The 18,490-nt window shown below is 67.6% G+C and carries 17 protein-coding genes; 8 read left to right on the top strand and 9 right to left on the bottom strand.

What is annotated here, in order from left to right; all coding sequences use genetic code 11:
- Nucleotides 1-130 precede the first annotated feature (130 nt).
- Nucleotides 131-697, bottom strand: a complete 567-nt coding sequence (locus EIO58_RS03760) for a PadR family transcriptional regulator (protein WP_127818351.1) — start codon at nt 695-697, stop codon at nt 131-133.
- 51 nt (nt 698-748) lie between these two features.
- Between EIO58_RS03760 and EIO58_RS03755 the strand changes: the two genes are divergently transcribed.
- On the top strand, nt 749-1,885 hold the full coding sequence (locus EIO58_RS03755) for a serine hydrolase domain-containing protein (protein WP_127818350.1): 1,137 nt from the start codon (nt 749-751) through the stop codon (nt 1,883-1,885).
- Between the two features lie 189 nt (nt 1,886-2,074).
- A complete protein-coding gene (locus EIO58_RS03750) occupies nt 2,075-3,403 on the top strand; it encodes a hypothetical protein (RefSeq protein ID WP_127818349.1) in 1,329 nt (442 codons plus the stop codon).
- A gap of 153 nt (nt 3,404-3,556) precedes the next feature.
- On the opposite strand, the gene EIO58_RS03745 is transcribed toward EIO58_RS03750, so the two are convergent.
- The 3 genes from EIO58_RS03745 to EIO58_RS03735 form a co-directional block, all read right to left on the bottom strand.
- A complete protein-coding gene (locus EIO58_RS03745) occupies nt 3,557-4,729 on the bottom strand; it encodes an acyl-CoA dehydrogenase family protein (RefSeq protein ID WP_127818348.1) in 1,173 nt (390 codons plus the stop codon).
- 65 nt (nt 4,730-4,794) lie between these two features.
- Nucleotides 4,795-5,568, bottom strand: coding sequence for an alpha/beta fold hydrolase (locus EIO58_RS03740; protein ID WP_127818347.1), 774 nt, complete (start codon nt 5,566-5,568; stop codon nt 4,795-4,797).
- Between the two features lie 30 nt (nt 5,569-5,598).
- On the bottom strand, nt 5,599-6,096 hold the full coding sequence (locus EIO58_RS03735; RefSeq protein WP_127818346.1) for a MarR family winged helix-turn-helix transcriptional regulator: 498 nt from the start codon (nt 6,094-6,096) through the stop codon (nt 5,599-5,601).
- Nucleotides 6,097-6,252: 156 nt separating this feature from the next.
- On the opposite strand from EIO58_RS03735, the gene EIO58_RS03730 reads away from it, so the two are divergent.
- Both EIO58_RS03730 and EIO58_RS03725 read left to right on the top strand, forming a co-directional pair.
- Nucleotides 6,253-6,636 carry a DUF7882 family protein gene (locus tag EIO58_RS03730; RefSeq protein WP_240658555.1) on the top strand — a complete coding sequence of 128 codons (384 nt, stop codon included), beginning with the start codon at nt 6,253-6,255 and terminating at the stop codon, nt 6,634-6,636.
- 18 nt (nt 6,637-6,654) lie between these two features.
- Nucleotides 6,655-7,074: a pilus assembly protein CpaE gene (locus tag EIO58_RS03725; RefSeq protein ID WP_127818345.1), complete on the top strand. Its 420-nt coding sequence runs from the start codon at nt 6,655-6,657 to the stop codon at nt 7,072-7,074.
- 11 nt (nt 7,075-7,085) lie between these two features.
- Here EIO58_RS03725 and EIO58_RS03720 read toward each other — a convergent pair whose 3' ends face one another.
- A complete protein-coding gene (locus EIO58_RS03720) occupies nt 7,086-8,291 on the bottom strand; it encodes an MFS transporter (RefSeq protein ID WP_127818344.1) in 1,206 nt (401 codons plus the stop codon).
- Between the two features lie 362 nt (nt 8,292-8,653).
- On the opposite strand from EIO58_RS03720, the gene nrdH reads away from it, so the two are divergent.
- The 4 genes from nrdH to nrdF are packed head-to-tail and all read left to right on the top strand — an operon-like array spanning nt 8,654 to nt 12,482.
- Entirely contained in the window at nt 8,654-8,887 is a 234-nt protein-coding gene (nrdH, locus tag EIO58_RS03715) for a glutaredoxin-like protein NrdH (protein WP_127818343.1), read from the top strand.
- A 2-nt stretch (nt 8,888-8,889) separates the two neighbouring features.
- Complete coding sequence (gene nrdI / locus EIO58_RS03710; RefSeq protein ID WP_205789119.1) at nt 8,890-9,336, top strand: class Ib ribonucleoside-diphosphate reductase assembly flavoprotein NrdI; 447 nt, start codon at nt 8,890-8,892, stop codon at nt 9,334-9,336.
- Nucleotides 9,321-11,474 carry a class 1b ribonucleoside-diphosphate reductase subunit alpha gene (gene nrdE, locus EIO58_RS03705; RefSeq protein ID WP_127818342.1) on the top strand — a complete coding sequence of 718 codons (2,154 nt, stop codon included), beginning with the start codon at nt 9,321-9,323 and terminating at the stop codon, nt 11,472-11,474. Before nrdI ends, nrdE begins: the two co-directional genes overlap by 16 nt.
- Nucleotides 11,475-11,507: 33 nt before the next feature.
- The gene (nrdF, locus tag EIO58_RS03700; protein ID WP_127818341.1) at nt 11,508-12,482 is read left to right on the top strand and encodes a class 1b ribonucleoside-diphosphate reductase subunit beta; all 975 of its coding nucleotides are present in this window, start codon (nt 11,508-11,510) and stop codon (nt 12,480-12,482) included.
- A gap of 143 nt (nt 12,483-12,625) precedes the next feature.
- On the opposite strand, the gene EIO58_RS03695 is transcribed toward nrdF, so the two are convergent.
- The 4 genes from EIO58_RS03695 to EIO58_RS03680 form a co-directional block, all read right to left on the bottom strand.
- Nucleotides 12,626-15,817 (bottom strand): glycoside hydrolase family 3 C-terminal domain-containing protein, encoded by a 3,192-nt coding sequence (locus EIO58_RS03695; RefSeq protein ID WP_164861520.1) that lies wholly within the window; start codon nt 15,815-15,817, stop codon nt 12,626-12,628.
- Nucleotides 15,818-15,989: 172 nt separating this feature from the next.
- The gene (locus EIO58_RS03690; RefSeq protein WP_164861519.1) at nt 15,990-16,670 is read right to left on the bottom strand and encodes a glycoside hydrolase family 16 protein; all 681 of its coding nucleotides are present in this window, start codon (nt 16,668-16,670) and stop codon (nt 15,990-15,992) included.
- Between the two features lie 252 nt (nt 16,671-16,922).
- Nucleotides 16,923-17,177 carry a hypothetical protein gene (locus EIO58_RS03685; RefSeq protein WP_127818338.1) on the bottom strand — a complete coding sequence of 85 codons (255 nt, stop codon included), beginning with the start codon at nt 17,175-17,177 and terminating at the stop codon, nt 16,923-16,925.
- Nucleotides 17,178-17,553: 376 nt separating this feature from the next.
- Nucleotides 17,554-18,490: class I SAM-dependent methyltransferase (locus EIO58_RS03680; RefSeq protein ID WP_127818337.1), on the bottom strand; the 937-nt coding region annotated here is incomplete at its 5' end.

Here is an 18,490-nt window from a genome sequence, read left to right as displayed (position 1 = left end):
CGGCGGGGGCCGCGGCTCGTCGAGCTGCCCGAGCGGTGGGCGCCGGAGCGGCCTCGGCCAGCCGCTCCTCACGCTTCTGGTGCGTCGTTCGATGGTCATTGGCGGGACGACACGGGTGCCGAGACCCGCGTCACTTCTCGAATCGCGACGACGCTTCACCGGGCGGGCGACCGAGGCGCCGGTCCAGTTCGTCGCACCATTGGAGCGCGAGTCGATTCGAGCGGATGCCGTAGTCCAGCGTCGCTCGCTGGAACACGAAGACGTCGGCGAACTCGTCCGGGATCTCGGCGGCGTCGACGTCCCGCGCGACGTGTTCGAGCTCGGCGAGATCCGCGTCGATGCGGGCACGGACGGAGCGCGCGACGGCTCGGCGCTCGTCGTCGTCCGTGAGCACGCCGAGGAAGAAGACCCGGGCGAGCGCGGCGGTTTCGGCGTCGCCGCCGGTGAGCGGTGACAGCATCCACGCGTGCCACGCCCGGTAGCCGGCATCGGTGACCGCGTAAGGCTTGCTGCCGCGGGCGTCGGCTCCCTCGCCCACGGTCGCGAGGCCTCTGTCGGCGAGTTGCCGGAGCGCGCGCTGAATACTTCCGAAGCTGGCGCTGTAGAAGAGCGAGATGCCCCGCTGAAACTGGCGCTGCACGGCGTAGAGCGACAGCGGGCCGTGCAGGATGAGCAGCCCGAGGATGACCTGTTGCATCGTCCCTCCCGAGTGGTATATATCTAGAGGAGATATCTAAGGGGTATATCTGTGAGTGATGTCGAGGCTGATTCTGCCATCCGGACCGTCGTCGATCCCGACCGCCTCGCGGCGGCGATGGCCCGCGCGGTCGCGCCCGTCGACCGCTCGCGAGCGGCGCGCGGACTGCCGCCCGGGCAGATCCTCGTGCAGACGCCCGGGTTCGAGTTCGTCTCGGGCGACCGTGCGCGGCCGTTCCACGCGGCCAGCGCGGGGAAGTCGATGACGGCGACCCTCGCATTCGCGCTCGCCGAAGAGCGCAGGCTCGATCTCGACGCTCCGATCACCCGCGTGCTGCCGGCGGCCGACTGGCGCGGGCTCTTCGTGCGAGGTGGCCGCGACGGCGCCGCAGAGGTCACGACGCGCCGGCTGCTGACCCACACGAGCGGTACCGCGGACTACTTCGGCGGCAGAACGACCGGAGGGCCGTCCTTCGCGCGCCTCCTCCAGCGGGAGCCCGACCGGCTCTGGACGCCGGCGGATCTGCTCGCCTTCAGTCGCGACCACCAGCGCGCGATCGCCGCCCCTGGCGCCCGGTTCGCGTACTCCGACACCGGCTATGTGCTGCTCGCGCGAGTCGTCGAAGAGACGGGCGGCGCCACTCTCGGTGCGCAGCTGCACGAGCGGATCTTCGCTCCGGCGGGGATGGCGGACTCGTGCCTGCTCTTCCACACGGTTCCCGGCGGCCGGGCGTCGTCCGCCGCCGATCCGGCGGGGGAGCTCGGCATCGGGCCCCTCGTTCTGGGGCGCCAGGAGCTCAGCCGGGCACGGGCACTCAGCTGCGACTGGGGTGGCGGGGGCATCGTCACGACGCTGGACGACCTGTCGCGGTTCTGGACGTCCTGGGGCGCCGGCGCGTTCGTCGGCGACGCTTCGCGCTCGGCCATGGGGGCCGCGCAGCACCGCTTCCGGCCCGGCATCCGTTACGGCGCGGGGCTCATGCAGGTGCGCTACGACGGGTTCTCACCGTTCCTGCGCGGACTGCCGCGACCGGTGGGGCATCTGGGGGTCACCAGCGTGCACTCCTTCACGGTGCCCGAACTCGGGTTGCGCCTCGTCATGAACCTCCACTCGACCCGCGAGATGGTGCGCAGCTTCCGCCTGCATGTCCGGCTCGTGCAGCTGCTGGCGCGGGCGCTCCGAGGCTGAGCGTACGGATGCCGTGCCCGAGCGAGGAAGCGACCGGCATCCCGCAGCGCAGATTTCGCGCACCCGCGTGGACGTGCCGGCCGTGCAGCTCGTCGAAAGGGCGCCGTGCGGACAGGACTAGGGCAAATGCCCGATGCCGACTGCCCTTGCGGCGCCTAGCGTGTGGAGGAGCGAAAGGAGATCGGGCCGATGTCGCATTCCTACACGATCATCAATCGCCGCGGCGGCACGCGGACGTGGTACGCCTACAACGGCACCGACGGCGCCGCACCGGGGTGGAACGCCGAGTCGGGTGGCCTTGCCGGCGGCAAGAGTCCGGGGCACCATTCGCCGCCGTGGGGGTGGATCGCGCGGTACTACGACAGCCGCGATATCCACGACGGCCAGCAGCAGACGGTGAATCTCCCCGAGCAGAGTTCGAAATTCTACATCCAGGGCTCCGACACGGTCGGCCCGTACCTCATGCACAGCGACCATCACCTCGTCATTACGCCCAACGACACGGAGCATGTGCTCGTCGACCTCGACTGGCAGCTCGCGAACGTCACCGCGAGCATCCGCGGCACGGCGCCGCCCGACAACGAGTCGCCCGACGACGGCGTGCTCAGAGACGTCATCGGGATCGTCGTCGTGCTCCTCGACGGGCTCTCCACGGGGCTCAGTGCGGCGGGCGCCAAGTTCGCCGTCGGCGCCGGGCTCACCGGCGTCGTGGCGGGCCTTCTCGGCAGCACGCTGGCGGAGCCTGAGGGGCCGCCCGAGCCGCCCGGCATCAACGAGATCAGCCGCGCGATGAAGGACGTGCTGCAGCAGCAGATCGCACAGGAAGCGGCGATCGCGGTGTCCAGCAACTATCAGTGGTTCAGCAGCTGCAGTCGGCAGATCCTGTCGTTCACCTCGACGGGAGACCCGGTGCCGGACGAGCTCGAGGACGTCTTCACTTCGAGCCGGAGGAGCGCGCTCAGCCCGAGCCAGGGCAGCCTGTTCGACATCCTCAACAAGGTCAGCGCTCAGCCGACGATCGCTCGCTTCATCGTGCCTCAGCTGCTGCTCGGGACGGCGCTCTACGTCCACCTCAAGAGGATCGAAATCGCCGAGATCTATCTGCCCGGCGCACAGCGAGGGAAACGACAGATCCCGGCCAGTGCGATCGATGAGATCCTGCACTACGCGCAGAGCCTGCGCGCCGCCGCCGCCCAGGCCAGGGACGGATTCGTCAGTCTGCGTCAGGAGTATCTCCGGACCTCCGGCCTGCAGGGCACGCCCGAGGCGATCTACATCCTCAAGGCGGTGAGTCAGGCCTACGCGGGCGACCCCTACGCGTGCAGGGATGAGGAGTACGCGACGAAGTTCCCGCACGGGAGCTCATACGTCGCCGGCGGCGACGGGTACGGCACGCATCCGGATCCCATCGCCACCGCGTTCGCGGATCTCGACGCGATCATCGCGAACCTGAAGAGCGATGCCGTCACGGCGAAGAAGGGGGGGTGGCCGCAGAACCTCCTCAACGTCGCATGGTGAGTGCGGGGTCCTCACCCGTCTCGCGCGAGCCGGGACGCAGACCGCTGCGCGAGGCGAACGACGAGCCTGCGAGGGATTGTCCGGAAGCTGCATTCGACGCGCGGGGTGCGCGGACCTCGGATGCATGGCCTCCCCTGGCGCTGCGACGCTGAGTCACTCCTCGATCGGCCCGAGCCAGGCCGCCGCGACCGTCGAATGCGCCGACTCGGGATCGGACGGGTGGAACAGCCCCGCGAGCACGTCCCGGTAGAGGCGCGAGAGCTCCGACCTCGAGAAGTACGACGAACCGCCGGCGACGAGCATCGCGTCGTCGACGATCCGCTTCGCCGTCGAGGCCGCACGGTGCTTGACGCCGGCCAGCAGCGAGAACCAGCGCGCACCGTGGTCGGCGAGCGCGTCGACATCGCGCGAGAGGGCGTCGAGCTGCGGCGGCAGCGCGTCGTACGCGAGCGCCATGTCGGCGATGCGCCGGCGGATGTCGGGGTCCTGGCTGTAGGCGAGCCCGGTGCGCTTCGACCGGCGCTTCGCCGCCGTCTCGACCGCGACGTCGAGCGCGCGCCGCGCGACGCCGGTGTACACGGACGCGAGCAGCAGCTCGAACACGCTGAAGATGCCGAACACGATGGGATCGGGGTTGGGCCCGGGGTCGATGCGCCGCACGACGTGCCCGGCCGCGGCGATCGCGCCGTGCAGCTCGGTCGTGCGGCTCTGCGTGGCGCGCATGCCGAGCGTGTCCCAGTCGTCGCGGGTGACGACACGGCCCTGCGCCTCTTCACTGCGGGGCACGAAGGCGTAGACCAGCGTCGGCGCGTCCTCCGACGTCGTGTCGAGGCCGTGCAGGCCGAGGTGCGTCCAGGCCGGGGCGAGCGAGGTGAAGATCTTCGTTCCGGTGAACGCATAGCCGCCGTCGGGGAGGGGCGCGGCATCCGTGTCGCTGCCGAACAGCACGAGATCGTTTCCGGCCTCGCTGATCCCGAACGCGAACACCTCGCCCGCGGCGGCGCCCTCCTGCACGAACCGCAGCGCGTCGAGACCCCGGTCGTCCAGCACCTTGGCGACGCCGGTCCACACGAGGTGCATGTTGACCGAGAGGGCGGTCGCCGGCGCGGCCGTGGCGAGTCGCTGCTGCAGGGCGGATGCCTCGGTCAGCCCGAGCCCGGCACCGCCGAGCTCGCGCGGCACCAGGATCGCCAGGTAGCCGGCATCCTTCAGGTCGGCCAGGTCGTCGTCGGGGAACGTGTTCTCGCGGTCGTGGACCGCCGCTCGCTCGCGGAACCGCTCGAGCAGCTCGTCGGTCAGGATGTCGCGCGGATCGAATGGGGCCATCCCGCCATTCTTGCGCCAATCACGCGAGCGCGGCGCGGTCGCGTCGCGATCGCGCGTGGCTCTGCTCAGTCGAGTGCGCCCAGGAGTGCCGCGATCGTCGCGTCCGGCGCATCCCGGTGCGGGGAGTGGCCGGCTCCCTCGACGATCGACATCGTGAACAGACGATTGCGGGCGATCACCTTCTCGGCGGGCTTGCCGGCGAAGATCGAGTACACCGACGGATCCGAGGCGATGACGTGTGTCGGCACCTCTACGCGCAGCGCAGCGGAGCTCACATCCCAGGTGCGGTTCTGGATGCTGGTCTCCTCCACCGCCCAGCGGCTCGCCTGCTGCGCCGACAGCGCCTTGAGCTCGACATCCTGCTCGTGCCACCGCGGATGCTCCGAGCGCACCGCTTCCTGGCTCGGATCGTCGAACGAGCGACTCTGGCTGTCGCGCACGATCTCACGATCGCGGTCGGTGAGTGCGATGGCGGGGTCGATGAGCACGAGCCGGCGCGTCCACGCCGGGTGGTCGGCGACGGCGAGAACGGATGCCGCGCCGCCGAGCGAGTGACCGACGACGAGGTCCCATGGCTCGGCGACGGCGTCGGAGCGCAGGTCAGGGCGCGTGTCGGAGAGGTCGGCCGCGTAGGCGGCGAGCGTGTAGTCGAGCGTGCGCGGGGCCGTCCCGTGGCCACGAAGGTCGATGGCATCGGCTCGCCACCCGGCGTCGGCGAGGGCGACGCCGTAGCGCCACATGAGCGCGCCGTTGGACCCCAGCCCGTGAACCAGGAGCGCGCGATGGGAGGCGGTGGCAGGCCCCCACGTCAGGCGGGGGAGAAGGACGGGGGCGGACATGGCCCTCAGCCTAGGTGGCCCCGTGATCCGTCACGCGAACTTGTCGAGCTCCGCCGCGATGCGACGGATGACGTCGGCCGCGCACTCGGCCTCGTGCTCGGGGAGGCTGTCGATGACCGCCACGATCGCGGAGTGGTGGGGCGCGAAGGAGTCGTCGACGCGCTGCACCGCGGCATCCGTCGCCACGGTGTAGTGGGCTCGCCGGTCGGTGGGATGCTGCTCGCGGGCGACGTACCCCCGCGCGACCAGCCGGTCGATCACGTTGGTGACGGTCGCGCTCGACGTGTTGAGCATGACGATCAGGTCTTTCGGGCCGAGGTCGCGACCATCGCGACGACCCTGGACGAGGTAGCGCAGCGCTGTGAGGTCCATCGTGGAGAGTTCGGAGGAGCGCTGCGCCTGCTCCATCTGAATCCGCTCGGCGCGCCAGAGGTGCAGGATCGCTTCACTCAGCCGGCGGCCGGCTTCTGTCTTGGGCTGTTCGGCGTAGAGATGTTCGCCTTCGTGTCGCACGACGGTCAGGGGCATGGGTAAACCTCCGCGGAGCTTTTGCGGGCTTCAGCATAGTACACCACCGGATATGACAGATGAGGGGTTTCTAAGCAAGTAAGATACATATACAGTGAACTTGAAACACGCTGTACGAGATACAGTGTGAGAGACCACGGGAGAAAGGGAAGAGACATGGCGCACCTCTACTACGGATCCGAGACCGGACCGGCCGAGATCCCCGACCGGATCCTCGCGCACGTGAAGGTGGTCACGACCACCAAACTGCGGCGTGGCGAGAGTTTCCTCCTGACCTGGCGACACTGCGACGGCGAGGCGCCCGGTCGGACCTCGATCTGGATGCAGCCGTCCATCCCGCTGCGGTTCGTCTTCGCGAGCCCCGACCCCGAGCCCCTCGACTCGGAGTACCTGCGTCAGCTCGCGAACCAGGCCAACTCCAGCGGCGGCATCGTGCTCGACTGGGACGACCGGGCCGCCGAGCCGGTCGTACCCGACCTCGAGCCCGTGCGGGCGGCGGAGGTCTCACGCAACGGGGCAGGAGAGCTCGTCGCGGCGTGACGGTCTCACAATGGAGACATGATCTCGACCGAACTGGCGATCGCCCTGCGAGATGCCGGCCTGGTGTGGCATCCGCGCTCGGGTGACCGGTTCCAGCTCGATGAGCCGGAGTTCGAGGCCGATGTCTTCACGGTGAGCGAGATGACGATCGAGCCGCGCGAGTATCCGACGGGCAAGCTCCTCGCCTTCAACGGCACGACCGAGTGGGCACTGGACTCCGTCGCACTCGAAGACGCGCTGTGGCTCCCGCACGAGCATCAGCTGCGGGAGCTGCTGCGCGGGGCGTTCCGGGCGCTGCGGCGCCTGCCCGACACGCACGAGGTCGAGATCGCGCTGCGGCGGGCCCCCGGACCCGAGGAGGTCCTCGTGTTCGAGCATCCCGAGCCGGCCGACGCTTACGCGCTGGCCGTGCTGGAGATGCTGCGCCGCGTCGCGTGACGGAGGCGGGGCTAGGCGACGGTCTGAACCGGCTCGGTGTCGGGGATCGGACTCGCGTCGCGGTCGCGCAGGTCGGGGAAGCCCCGCACGAACACGATCGCGACCAGCAGGCCGACCGCGGTGAACGCCGCCGCCGCCACGTAGGCACCCGAGGGTCCGATGTCGTCGATCAGGAATCCGGCGACGGCCGACCCGGCGGCCGCACCGATGAGCTGTCCGGTCGCGACCCACCCGAACGCTTCGGCGGTGTCGCTGAACTTCACGCTCGCCGACGTCATGGCGAACATCACCGCCAGTGCGGGGGCGATGCCGATGCCTGCCAGCACGAGCGTGCCGCCCAGCCACCAGGCATTGAGCGACACCACCGTCAGGGCGAGCCCCGCCGTCACGATCGCGAGTCGCCGGGCCATCGCCCAGGGTCCGATGGGGATGTGCCCGAATGCGAGACCACCGGCAAGACTCCCGACGGCGAAGACCGCGAGCACGATTCCCGCCTCGAGGCCGCCGTGATCGAACGTCGCCACGACGCCGGCCTCCACCGCCGCGCACCCGCCGATGAGCAGGAAGCCGACCACCGTCGCCAGGAGCACAGCTGGCTTGGCGAGCACCTTGCCGATGCTGCGCCGGCTGCGGGGGATGCGCACGCGCCCGACCTCCGGCGAGAGGATGAACCACGCGCCGCCGCCCAGCAGGATCGCAACGATGAGCAGCAGCGCCGGCACGGTGCCCACCTGGGTCGCGACGAACGTGATCAGCACCGGCGCGATGATCCAGATGATCTCCTGCAGCGACGCGTCGAGCGAGAACAGGGGAGTCAGCTGCCTTGACGTCACCATCTTCGGGTAGATCGTGCGCACCGCCGACTGCACCGGCGGCGTCGAGAGGCCGCCGAGGAGCCCCAGTGCCATGTAGCCGGGCAGAGGCAGGGAGAGGAGGGCGATGGCGGTCAGCGATGCCGCGCACACCAGCAGCGTCGTCGTGAGCACGCGCCGCATTCCCCACCGGCCCATCCAGCGGCTGGTCACGGGCCCCGCGACCGCCTGGCCGATCGATGTGGCGGCCAGGACCAGTCCCGCCGCGCCGTACGAACCGGTCACCGCCTCGATGTGCAGCAGGATCGCCAGGCTCGTCATGCCGTTCGGGAACCGCGCGGTCAGCTGCGCCGCGATGATGCGGGCGATCCCGGGGGTTCGGAGGAGATCGCGGTAGCCGGCCACCACACAACGCTAGTGCCTGGGCCCCGCGACACGACACGCCGCGACACGCCGTGCGTGCCGTCCACAAGCGCATCCGATGTCGGAGCCCCGATCTAGCGTCGCAGCTGTGGATGGATGTGGCCGTGGCATCCGAATCCCGTGTGATCCAGGCGTTTTCCAGCCTTCGCCGATTGTGGATGAATCGGTGGAGAACCTGTGTTGTATATGGGGAGAACGGTGGAAAATCACACGGATGTAACTACTACCCCTTGTGGTGCTGTCGAATGTCGGTACCCATATGTAGTATTGGACTCCCGGTGGGGGGCCCGCTGGAGAATCATCCGGATGCGACCGGAAAGCGATGTGAGGGAGACGGAATCGAGATGGCGATCACGGTCTACACGAAGCCCGCGTGCGTTCAGTGCACGGCGACCTATCGAGCACTCGACTCGAAGGGGATCGAATACGAAGTCCACGACCTCTCGGAGGACCCTTCGGCCCTCGAGCAGGTGAAGGCGCTGGGGTACCTCCAGGCGCCGGTCGTCATCACCGATGAAGACCACTGGTCGGGCTTCCGCCCCGACAAGATCGACGAGCTCGCCGCACGTCTGGCCTGACCGTGTCCGCAGTCGTGGCGCAGCGCGTCGCGACGAGCGCGCCTCTCCTGGTCTACTTCTCGAGCGTCTCGGGCAACACCGCCCGGTTCGTCGAGAAGCTGGGAGCCAGAGCGGTCCGGATCCCGCTGCATTCCGGGGATCCGGCGCTCGTGGTCGACGAGCCCTACGTCCTCATCACCCCGACCTATGGCGGAGGCCAGGGTCGAGGCCATGAGAAGGGCGCCGTGCCCAAGCAGGTCATCCGGTTCCTCAACGACGAGCGCAACCGGGGCCTCATCCGCGGAGTGATCTCGGCGGGGAACACCAACTTCGGCGATGCGTTCTGCGTCGCCGGCGACATCATCAGCCGCAAGTGCAACGTGCCGCACTTGTACCGGCTCGAAGTATTCGGCACGCCAGAAGATGTGGAACGCGTGAACGCGGGATTGGAACGATGGTGGGAACTCTGACCGAGGCGGACTTCAAGACGGAGGCACGCTTCGAGGGCATGGACTATCACGCCCTCAACGCGATGCTCAACCTCTACGACGCGAACGGCAAGATCCAGTTCGACGCCGACAAGCGCGCTGCGCGGGAGTACTTCCTGCAGCACGTCAACCAGAACACGGTGTTCTTCCACTCGCTCAAGGAGCGGCTGGACTACCTCGTCGAGAAGGAGTACTACGAGCCGGAGGTGCTCGAGAAGTACTCGTTCGAGTTCATCCAGCAGCTCAACGACTTCGCGTACGGCAAGAAGTTCCGCTTCGAGACGTTCCTCGGCGCGTTCAAGTACTACACGAGCTATACGCTGAAGACCTTCGACGGCAAGCGCTACCTCGAACGGTTCGAAGACCGCGTGGTGATGACCGCGCTCGCGCTCGCCGACGGCGATGAGGCGCTGGCCACGTCGCTGGTGGACGAGATCATCTCCGGCCGCTTCCAGCCGGCGACGCCCACGTTCCTCAACGCCGGCAAGGCGCAGCGGGGTGAGCTCGTCTCGTGCTTCCTGCTGCGCATCGAAGACAACATGGAGTCGATCTCGCGCGGCATCAACTCGTCGCTGCAGCTGTCCAAGCGCGGCGGCGGCGTGGCGCTGCTGCTGTCGAACATCCGCGAGTCGGGGGCCCCGATCAAGCAGATCGAGAACCAGTCCTCGGGCATCATCCCCGTGATGAAGCTCCTCGAAGACTCGTTCTCGTACGCCAACCAGCTCGGCGCACGTCAGGGTGCGGGCGCGGTGTACCTGTCGGCGCACCACCCCGACATCATGCGATTCCTCGACACCAAGCGCGAGAACGCCGACGAGAAGATCCGCATCAAGACGCTGTCGCTCGGGGTCGTCATCCCCGACATCACGTTCGAGCTCGCCAAGAACGACGAGGACATGTACCTGTTCTCGCCGTACGACGTGCAGCGCGTGTACGGCGTGCCGTTCGGTGACATCTCGGTGAGCGAGAAGTACCGCGAGATGGTCGACGACCCGCGCATCAAGAAGACCAAGATCAACGCGCGGGAGTTCTTCCAGACCCTGGCCGAGATCCAGTTCGAGTCGGGCTATCCGTACATCATGTTCGAAGACACGGTGAACCGGGCCAACCCGATCAAGGGCCGGATCAACATGTCGAACCTGTGCAGCGAGATCCTGCAGGTGAACACGCCGACGACGTTCAACGAGGACCTCTCGTACGACCAGATCGGCAAGGACATCTCGTGCAACCTCGGCTCGCTCAACATCGCCCTGGCGATGGACGGCGGCGACCTGGCGCGCACGGTCGAGACCAGCATCCGGGCGCTCACCGCGGTCAGCGACCAAAGCCACATCCGCTCGGTGCGCTCCATCGAGGACGGCAACGACCGCTCGCACGCGATCGGTCTCGGCCAGATGAACCTGCACGGGTACCTCGCGCGTGAGCACGTGTACTACGGCTCGGAAGAGGGTGTCGACTTCACGAACATCTACTTCTACACGGTGCTGTTCCACGCGCTGCGGGCGTCCAACAGGATCGCCATCGAGCGAGGCGAGGTCTTCGACGGCTTCTGGGACTCCACGTACGCGTCGGGTGAGTTCTTCGACAAGTACATCGACCAGGAGTGGAGCCCTGCGACCGACAAGGTCAAGGAGATGTTCGCCGGGCACCACATCCCCACGCAGGACGACTGGCGCGAGCTGAAGATCTCCATCCAGGCCCACGGCATCTACAACCAGAACCTGCAGGCCGTGCCCCCGACCGGCTCGATCTCGTACATCAACAACTCGACGTCGTCGATCCACCCGATCGCGGCGAAGATCGAGATCCGCAAGGAGGGCAAGCTCGGTCGCGTCTACTACCCGGCGGCGTTCATGACGAACGACAACCTGGAGTATTACCAGGACGCGTACGAGATCGGCTACGAGAAGGTCATCGACACCTACGCGGCTGCAACCCAGCACGTCGATCAGGGCCTGTCGCTGACGCTGTTCTTCAAGGACACCGCCACCACCCGCGACATCAACAAGGCCCAGATCTACGCCTGGCGCAAGGGCATCAAGACGATCTACTACATCCGCCTGCGTCAGATGGCCCTCGAAGGCACCGACATGAGCGAGTGCGTCAGCTGCACGCTGTGATCGTCTGATCCGGAACTTCTGAGAAGAGAGAAAATGAGCGAGAAGCTCCAGCTCCTGGATCACGTCCAGGCCATCAACTGGAATCGCATCCAGGACGACAAGGACCTCGAGGTGTGGAACCGCCTCGTGAACAACTTCTGGCTCCCCGAGAAGGTGCCGCTGTCGAACGACATCCAGTCGTGGAACACGCTCACCCCCGAGGAGCAGACCCTCACGATGCGGGTCTTCACGGGTTTGACGCTGCTCGACACGATCCAGGGCACCGTCGGCGCCGTGTCGTTGATCCCCGACGCGATCACGCCGCACGAGGAGGCCGTCTACACGAACATCGCCTTCATGGAGTCGGTGCACGCGAAGTCCTACTCGTCGATCTTCTCGACGCTGTGCTCGACGAAGGAGATCGACGAGGCGTTCCGCTGGTCGATCGAGAATGAGAACCTTCAGAAGAAGGCCCGCATCGTCATGGAGTACTACCGCGGCGACGAGCCCCTCAAGCGCAAGGTCGCCTCGACGCTGCTGGAGTCGTTCCTGTTCTACTCGGGGTTCTACCTCCCGATGCACTGGTCGAGCCGGGCGAAGCTGACCAACACGGCCGACCTCATCCGCCTCATCATCCGCGACGAGGCCGTGCACGGGTACTACATCGGCTACAAGTTCCAGAAGGGACTCGAGGTGGTCGACCAGGCCACGCGCGATGACCTCAAGGACTACACCTTCTCGCTGCTGTACGAGCTCTACGACAACGAGGTGCAGTACACGCAGGACCTCTACGACGGCGTCGGCCTCACCGAGGACGTCAAGAAGTTCCTGCACTACAACGCCAACAAGGCCCTCATGAACCTCGGCTACGAGGCGATGTTCCCTGCGACGGTCACCGATGTGAACCCGGCGATCCTGTCGGCCCTGTCGCCGAACGCCGACGAGAACCACGACTTCTTCTCGGGGTCGGGCTCGTCGTACGTCATCGGCAAGGCCGAGGCCACCGAAGATAAGGACTGGGACTTCTAGGGGCGTAGAGATCCGCGATCAAGATGGCCCGCGCTCGTCGAAGCCGGGAACCGAGATGCTCTCGTGATGCAGAGGGACGTTTCTGGCCCGTGGCCGGAACGTTGAGACCAACGATCTGGCGCTCCGACGGGGCAGTCGCCGTATCAGCCACTCGTGCGGCGGTCGGTTTGCACCTCGCTGACGTTTCCGGCTCCATCGGTGGCTCGGAACTCGAGGAACAGGCGGGGGATCCGGGCGAGGACGATGCCGCTTCTGGTTTCTCGCCACGGCGTGTACACAGTGTCGCCACGGACTTGGATGCCATGCCGGTACCCGATGCTCGCAACGCCCGACGTCTCATCCGTGGCGGTCAGCGTCGCGAGGATTCGCAGCCAGCTCCGAGTCGCAGTCACCGTGGGCGCGGTGCTGTCGATCTTGACCTCGGTCGTGGCCACCTGCGAGACGTTGCCTGCCGCGTCGGTCGCGCGGGCATTCACGGTGTACACGCCGTCCTCCTCCACCACCAGCGGTCCATCCTGGACGGCGTACGCGCTCCCATTGACGCTCACCTCGACAACCGGTGCCGGATCACTCTCGTCGGATGCCGTGAATGTCAGCGTCACGGGAACGGTGTACCAGCCGTTGTCGCCGTTCGGTGTCGTCGGCTCAGCCGACATCGTCACCGTCGGAGCCGCGGTGTCCGGCGGCGCCACAGTGATGACTCCTTCGGCAGGGGTCTGAGCCGATGACCCACCCACGAACACCGGCACCGTGCCGGTGGGCGTGACCCAGGCGTCCGCCTCCGTGTCCCAGTACTGCAGCGAACGCAGGTCGATGGGGACCGCCACGTCTGCGCTCTCGCCCGGCTCGAGGGTCACCCGCACGAAGCCGGCGAGAGCTCGATCCACGGTTTCGACATCGGTGGGAAGATTCCCTACATAGGCCTGCACGACCTCGGTGCCGCTGACCGCGCCCGTATTCGTGACACGTACGGTTGCGGTCGTGGCGACAGGATCGGTCGAACTCGGGTCGACGCTGGCCGTCGCGACCGCTGAGCCGTATTCGAACGACGTGTAGGACAGGCCGTGTCCGAAGGGGAACAGGGGTGTAGCGCCTTGTTCGATGTAGGCCTTGTAACCGACGTAGATGCCCTCGTCGTACACCGCGGTGGGCTCCAACTCGGTGACCTCCTCGAACGGATGCTGGAACTCCCCGCCCACGGCGTCGACCTGTGCATCGTCGACAGGGAATGTCACCGGAAGCTTCCCTGATGGGTTCACGTCTCCGAAGAGGATTCCTGCGACCGAACGGCCCTGAGCCTGTCCCGGGTACCACGCCTCGAGCACGGCTTCGACATCATCGACCCACGGCATCGTCACAGGACCGCTCGTCGCCAGTACGACGACCGTGCGGTCGTTCACGGCGGCCACGGCTTCGATGAGCGCATCCTGATTCTGAGGCAGGACGAGCGATCCGCGGTCTGCTGCTTCTCCGGTGTAGTCGCGCGCCACGATGACCGCGGTGTCGGCCGTCGAGGCGGCGGCCACCGCTTGTTCGATGGTCGGGTCGAGCACGCCTTCCGGCGGCACCCAGCCGAACCGCACCATCGCCCCAGGCTGGTCATTGAGGCCGCCATTGAACTGATTTGCCGCGTCGGTCTCGTAGCTGATCTCGACGAAGTACTCCTGACCTTCGGTCAGCTCGACGGTCACGGACTGCGTACCGTAGTCAGTGCCGGGGTCGTCGATCAGCGTCTCCCCGTCGATGAGCAGCTTTGCGGTGCCCAGGTGGCTGAGCGAGAACTCGTAGGAGCCGCTCGCTGGCGCGGTCAGGGTGCCGCTCCAGACCACCGAGATCGGCTGCACCGCGAAAGGCACGCCGGGGCTCGGGCGCTGCGAGGTGTTGATGGCGTCGTTCGAGATGCCGGTCCGGTAGTTGACCTGCGGCTCGGTGCGGATCAGTGTCGGCTCGCCCGGGAATCCGACGCCGGTGAAGTAGTACGCAGTGAGCCCATCCTCGTCGGCGCCACTGGAAGGTCGCATCACGGAGGAGGGCACCGGGATCGGACCTGGCAGCGTGTCGGCGAGCGACACCGGGTCGGTTCCGGCCGCGTAGGTGACCTCCGCGTTGCTGCGGTCAGTGATGCCTTCGAGGATCGTCGTGAGCGCGGCGGGCTGCTGGATCGCACCACTGCCCCCGCCGTCGATGTACCAGTCGGCGTCAGCGCCGATGACGGCGATCGATCCCTCGTCCGCGAGCGGCAGCGTTCCGTCATTGCGCAGCAGAACGGCGGACGCGTTCGCCACGCTCTCCGCGACGTCGTCGTGGGCGGCAACGGTTGCCGCATCCAACGGCGTGGACGCCGGTTGCGGGTTCTCGAAAGAGCCAGTAGGGGGGTTGTCGATGATCCCCAGCGCGAAGAAGGTGCGCAGCACGCGGCGAGCGGCATCCGTCACCCGCTCCTGTGAAACCAGACCGTCTTCGACCGCAGCCAGAAGCGCGTCCGCGGAGTAGTCGTAGCTCGGCCCCGGCACGTCGAGTCCGGCCTCGTAATCCTCGAACGAGTGAGTCGCGTCGAAGTCCGACGAGACGTACCCGTCGAAGCCGAGTTGACCCTTCAGGATGCCGTTGAGCAACACGTCGTTGCCGCAGGCATACTCGCCGTTGACCTTGTTGAACGCGCACATCACGGCGCCTGGGTCAGCGTCGCGCAGCAGGGCTTCCCACGGCCGGGTGTAGACCTCCTGCAGGGTGCGCTCGTCCACGACGGCGTCGACATGGCCGCGGCGCGTCTCCTGGGTGTTCAGGTTGTAGTGCTTGGCGATGACGGAGATGTCCTCGCTCTGGGTGCCGTTCGTCTGTGCCGCCGCGATCTCTCCGCTCAGCAGCGGATCCTCGCCGAACGCCTCCCACATCCGGCCGTTCAGAGGCGTCGTCAGCAGGTCCATCGTCGGACCGGCGAGCCCGTTGAAGCCGAACGCGCGCGCCTCGTTGCCCGCAACCGCGCCGTACGACTCTGCCGCGGCGAGATCGAAGGTCGAAGCGAGCGCGATGCCGACCGGCAGAGCCGTGGACGCCGTATCTGTGACGGCGACTCCGCAGCAGCCATCCTTTCCGCGGATTGGCGGCACGCCGTACAGGGGCAAGCCAGGGCCGCCGGACTGGATGAGAAGCGTGACCTTCTCCTCGAGGGTGAGCACGTCCACGAGCAACTGCGCGCGCTCGTCCGGTGTCAGGGACGTGTCCATCCACGGCTCCGGTGTATCCGCCGCGGCGGGCGCGGACGTGCTCACGACCAGGCCGACGACAAGAATGGCTGCGACCATCAGCGCCCGGGGTGCTCGTGCATTGCTCATGGTGACTTCCCTCAGCTCGGGGATGCCAGTGCAGGCCGGGGTCTTCGTTGACATCACGCGGTGATGCGCTGGAGCCGACGAGAACCGAAGCGCGGAGCGATTCGGACGTTACTCAGGGTTCGGATGCGCCACAACAGCGGATCATCGCCGCCTGCTCAAGATGAAAGGATTCTCACTCCGCGCGCTGCTCGAATCTCACGAAATCCACGCCGGCGTACGCATCGACGGGGTGACCTGCCGTATCGCGGGGCCATGTCGCCTCGTCGACGAGGCCGGACAGCGCTGAACCGATGGTGAGCACGACGGTGATGAAGAAGGGCTTGTCGAACGGCCAGCCGCCCGCGGCACGTGCGTCACTGGCCTCGGCGACCGCGTACGTCGCGCCGTCAATCGCCCAGGAGATTCGGTCTCTCTCCCACACGAGCGAATGTTCCGCCCACCGATCCACTAATGAAGGCACATCTCCTGTCGTTGAGATCGGTGAGCCGCCTGAGTATCCCGGTCCATGCACCGAAGCGAATGGCGAGCTGGGCCTGGCGAGCGCCACTTCCGTGGCATCGATCTCACCGCATGCGGGCCACCCCACGTCGTCGATGTCAACGCCGTAGAGGCAGACGCCGAAGCCGATACCCGTGCCCGGACCCAGCAACTGACGCGTGGTGAGCCGCCCGTAGGGGCCGACGGCGAGCTTGTCCTTCGAGGAGATGCTGCCGGCAACGAACGGGTACCCGTCGCGGTTCTCTCGACGGGCTCGCAGCACCAGTATGCCGTTTTCGATGGAGACCATCGACGGCGAGTTGTATTGCTGTTCGCCCAGATCTCGGTTGCCGCCGTAATCAGCCGCCGTCCACACGGCGTCGTCCAGCCCACCGCCGGTGAAGTCGTCCTCCCAGGTGACGGACCAGCCGCGCGACGTGCTCGGCGAAGCGGAGAAGCTCGCCGACGGACTCGGCCGCGGCGCGATTCCGGGTGCACAGGCGGCGGAGGCGAGTGCGACGCCGACGGTGCCGCTCCATGCGAGGAAGCTGCGTCGCGACAGCGCCTCTCGCGACTCGGATTGTTGTCGTTTCCGCATCCACAGCTCGCTTCCGTCCGGTCCGCGCAGCTACGCGGGGCTGCGAGGTACTGGGCTTCGCGGTTCGTCGCGACCGCGGCGCACGGTTTCAAGCCTTCTCACGCAAATGGCGACGCCGTCCCCGTCTTCTACGTCGAACCGATACTCCTCACCGTGGAACCAGGCCTCCGTCGGGATGGCGCCGTTCGCCTCCCGGTCTCGATGCTCCTCTCCGACCGTGAAGCGCTTGCGGGCGCTTTCGCCCACCACGTCGAACCGTGCGGTGTAGAGGTCGGCGTGTCCCATGCGTCGAGGGTACGCCTGGGCGTGCTTCGGCGTCTCGCGCACAGCGTCCGGTGGTTGGACCAATCGGCGTGTCGCGGGCCGACTCCGTTCGCCGATTCGCCCGGCCATTGATAGCGTCATCACGGGTGTCCCCAGCACCCACGGACGCGGTGTCCCCAACACCGCTCCATGCCGCGGAGCTCGTTCGCCTTGGGGGAGTGCGGTATCCGTGGCGGCCGGGTCTCGGCGTCCCCAGCGCTGAGGCCCGGCCCTCCCGAAGTCTTCGACCGAACGAAGAGCATCGGGGGGTGCCGACGCGCTCGGCATCCGTCATCGCGAACCGGTCCCGTGCGGGGGTGAGGGCGACACGACCGACTGAGAGCCGGGGGTCCGTGCGTCAGCGCCTCTCCGAGGCGGTGACGGTGAACTTGCTGTTGCGTGCGATCTGGCGCGTCGGCCCGACGATCCGCTCGAGCACCGGTCGATATCTCAGCGCGGAGTTCCATACCGCCCACAGCTCGCCGTCGGGACGAAGCGCGCGCGCGGCGTCGGCGAACATGCGCGGCGCCATCCCCTCGTGCACGGCCGAGCCCGAGTGGAACGGCGGGTTCACGGCGATGAGCGAGGCGATGCCGTCCGGCTGCGACGCGAGCATGTCGTCGCGGACGACGTCCACCTGTGCGCTCACGCCGTTCGCCTCGGCGGTGGCGCGCGCCGAGGCGACGGCGGCGGCCGACTGATCGCACGCGATGACGCGGATGCCGGGATGCCGCAGGGCGAGGGTCGTCGCGATGACGCCGGTGCCGCATGCGAGGTCGATCACGACGCCGTCGGCGGGGATGACCGACGGCAGGTGCTCGAGCAGGAACCTCGTGCCGATGTCGATCGCGGCGCCCGCGAAGGCGCCGCCGAACGCGCACACGACGAAACCGTCGTGCACGGCCCGCCGCGGACGCGGGTCGCGTCCGTCGTGCGGGCCGCGGGCCACCAACACGCGCGACTTCTGGCGCGCGTGCGTGACGTCGACCCGCTCGAAGTACTCGCGCAGCACGTCGTTCATCGCGAGCGACATGTGCTTGACCCGCCCGCCGGCGTACACGACGACCTCGGGCGAGGCGTGCGCGGCGATGAGCCCGGCGAGATCACGCAGCGCATCGAGCGCGCGAGGGAGGCGCACCAGCACGACGCGCGCACCGCGGATGAGGTTGGCGCCGAGCGGCAGCGAGATGCAGTGGTCGGCGAGCCCGAATCGCTCGGCGTTCGCCGCGAGCGCGCGTTCCCCGGTCAGGGCGTCCTGGTGGACTCGGATGCCGCGGGCGCCGTCCGCGGCCGCG

Source organism: Microbacterium sp. CPCC 204701 (assembly GCF_004010105.1).
GTDB lineage: Bacteria > Actinomycetota > Actinomycetes > Actinomycetales > Microbacteriaceae > Microbacterium.
The sequence above is the reverse complement of the archived record's forward strand: the minus strand, read 5'-3'. Positions and strand labels throughout refer to the sequence as shown.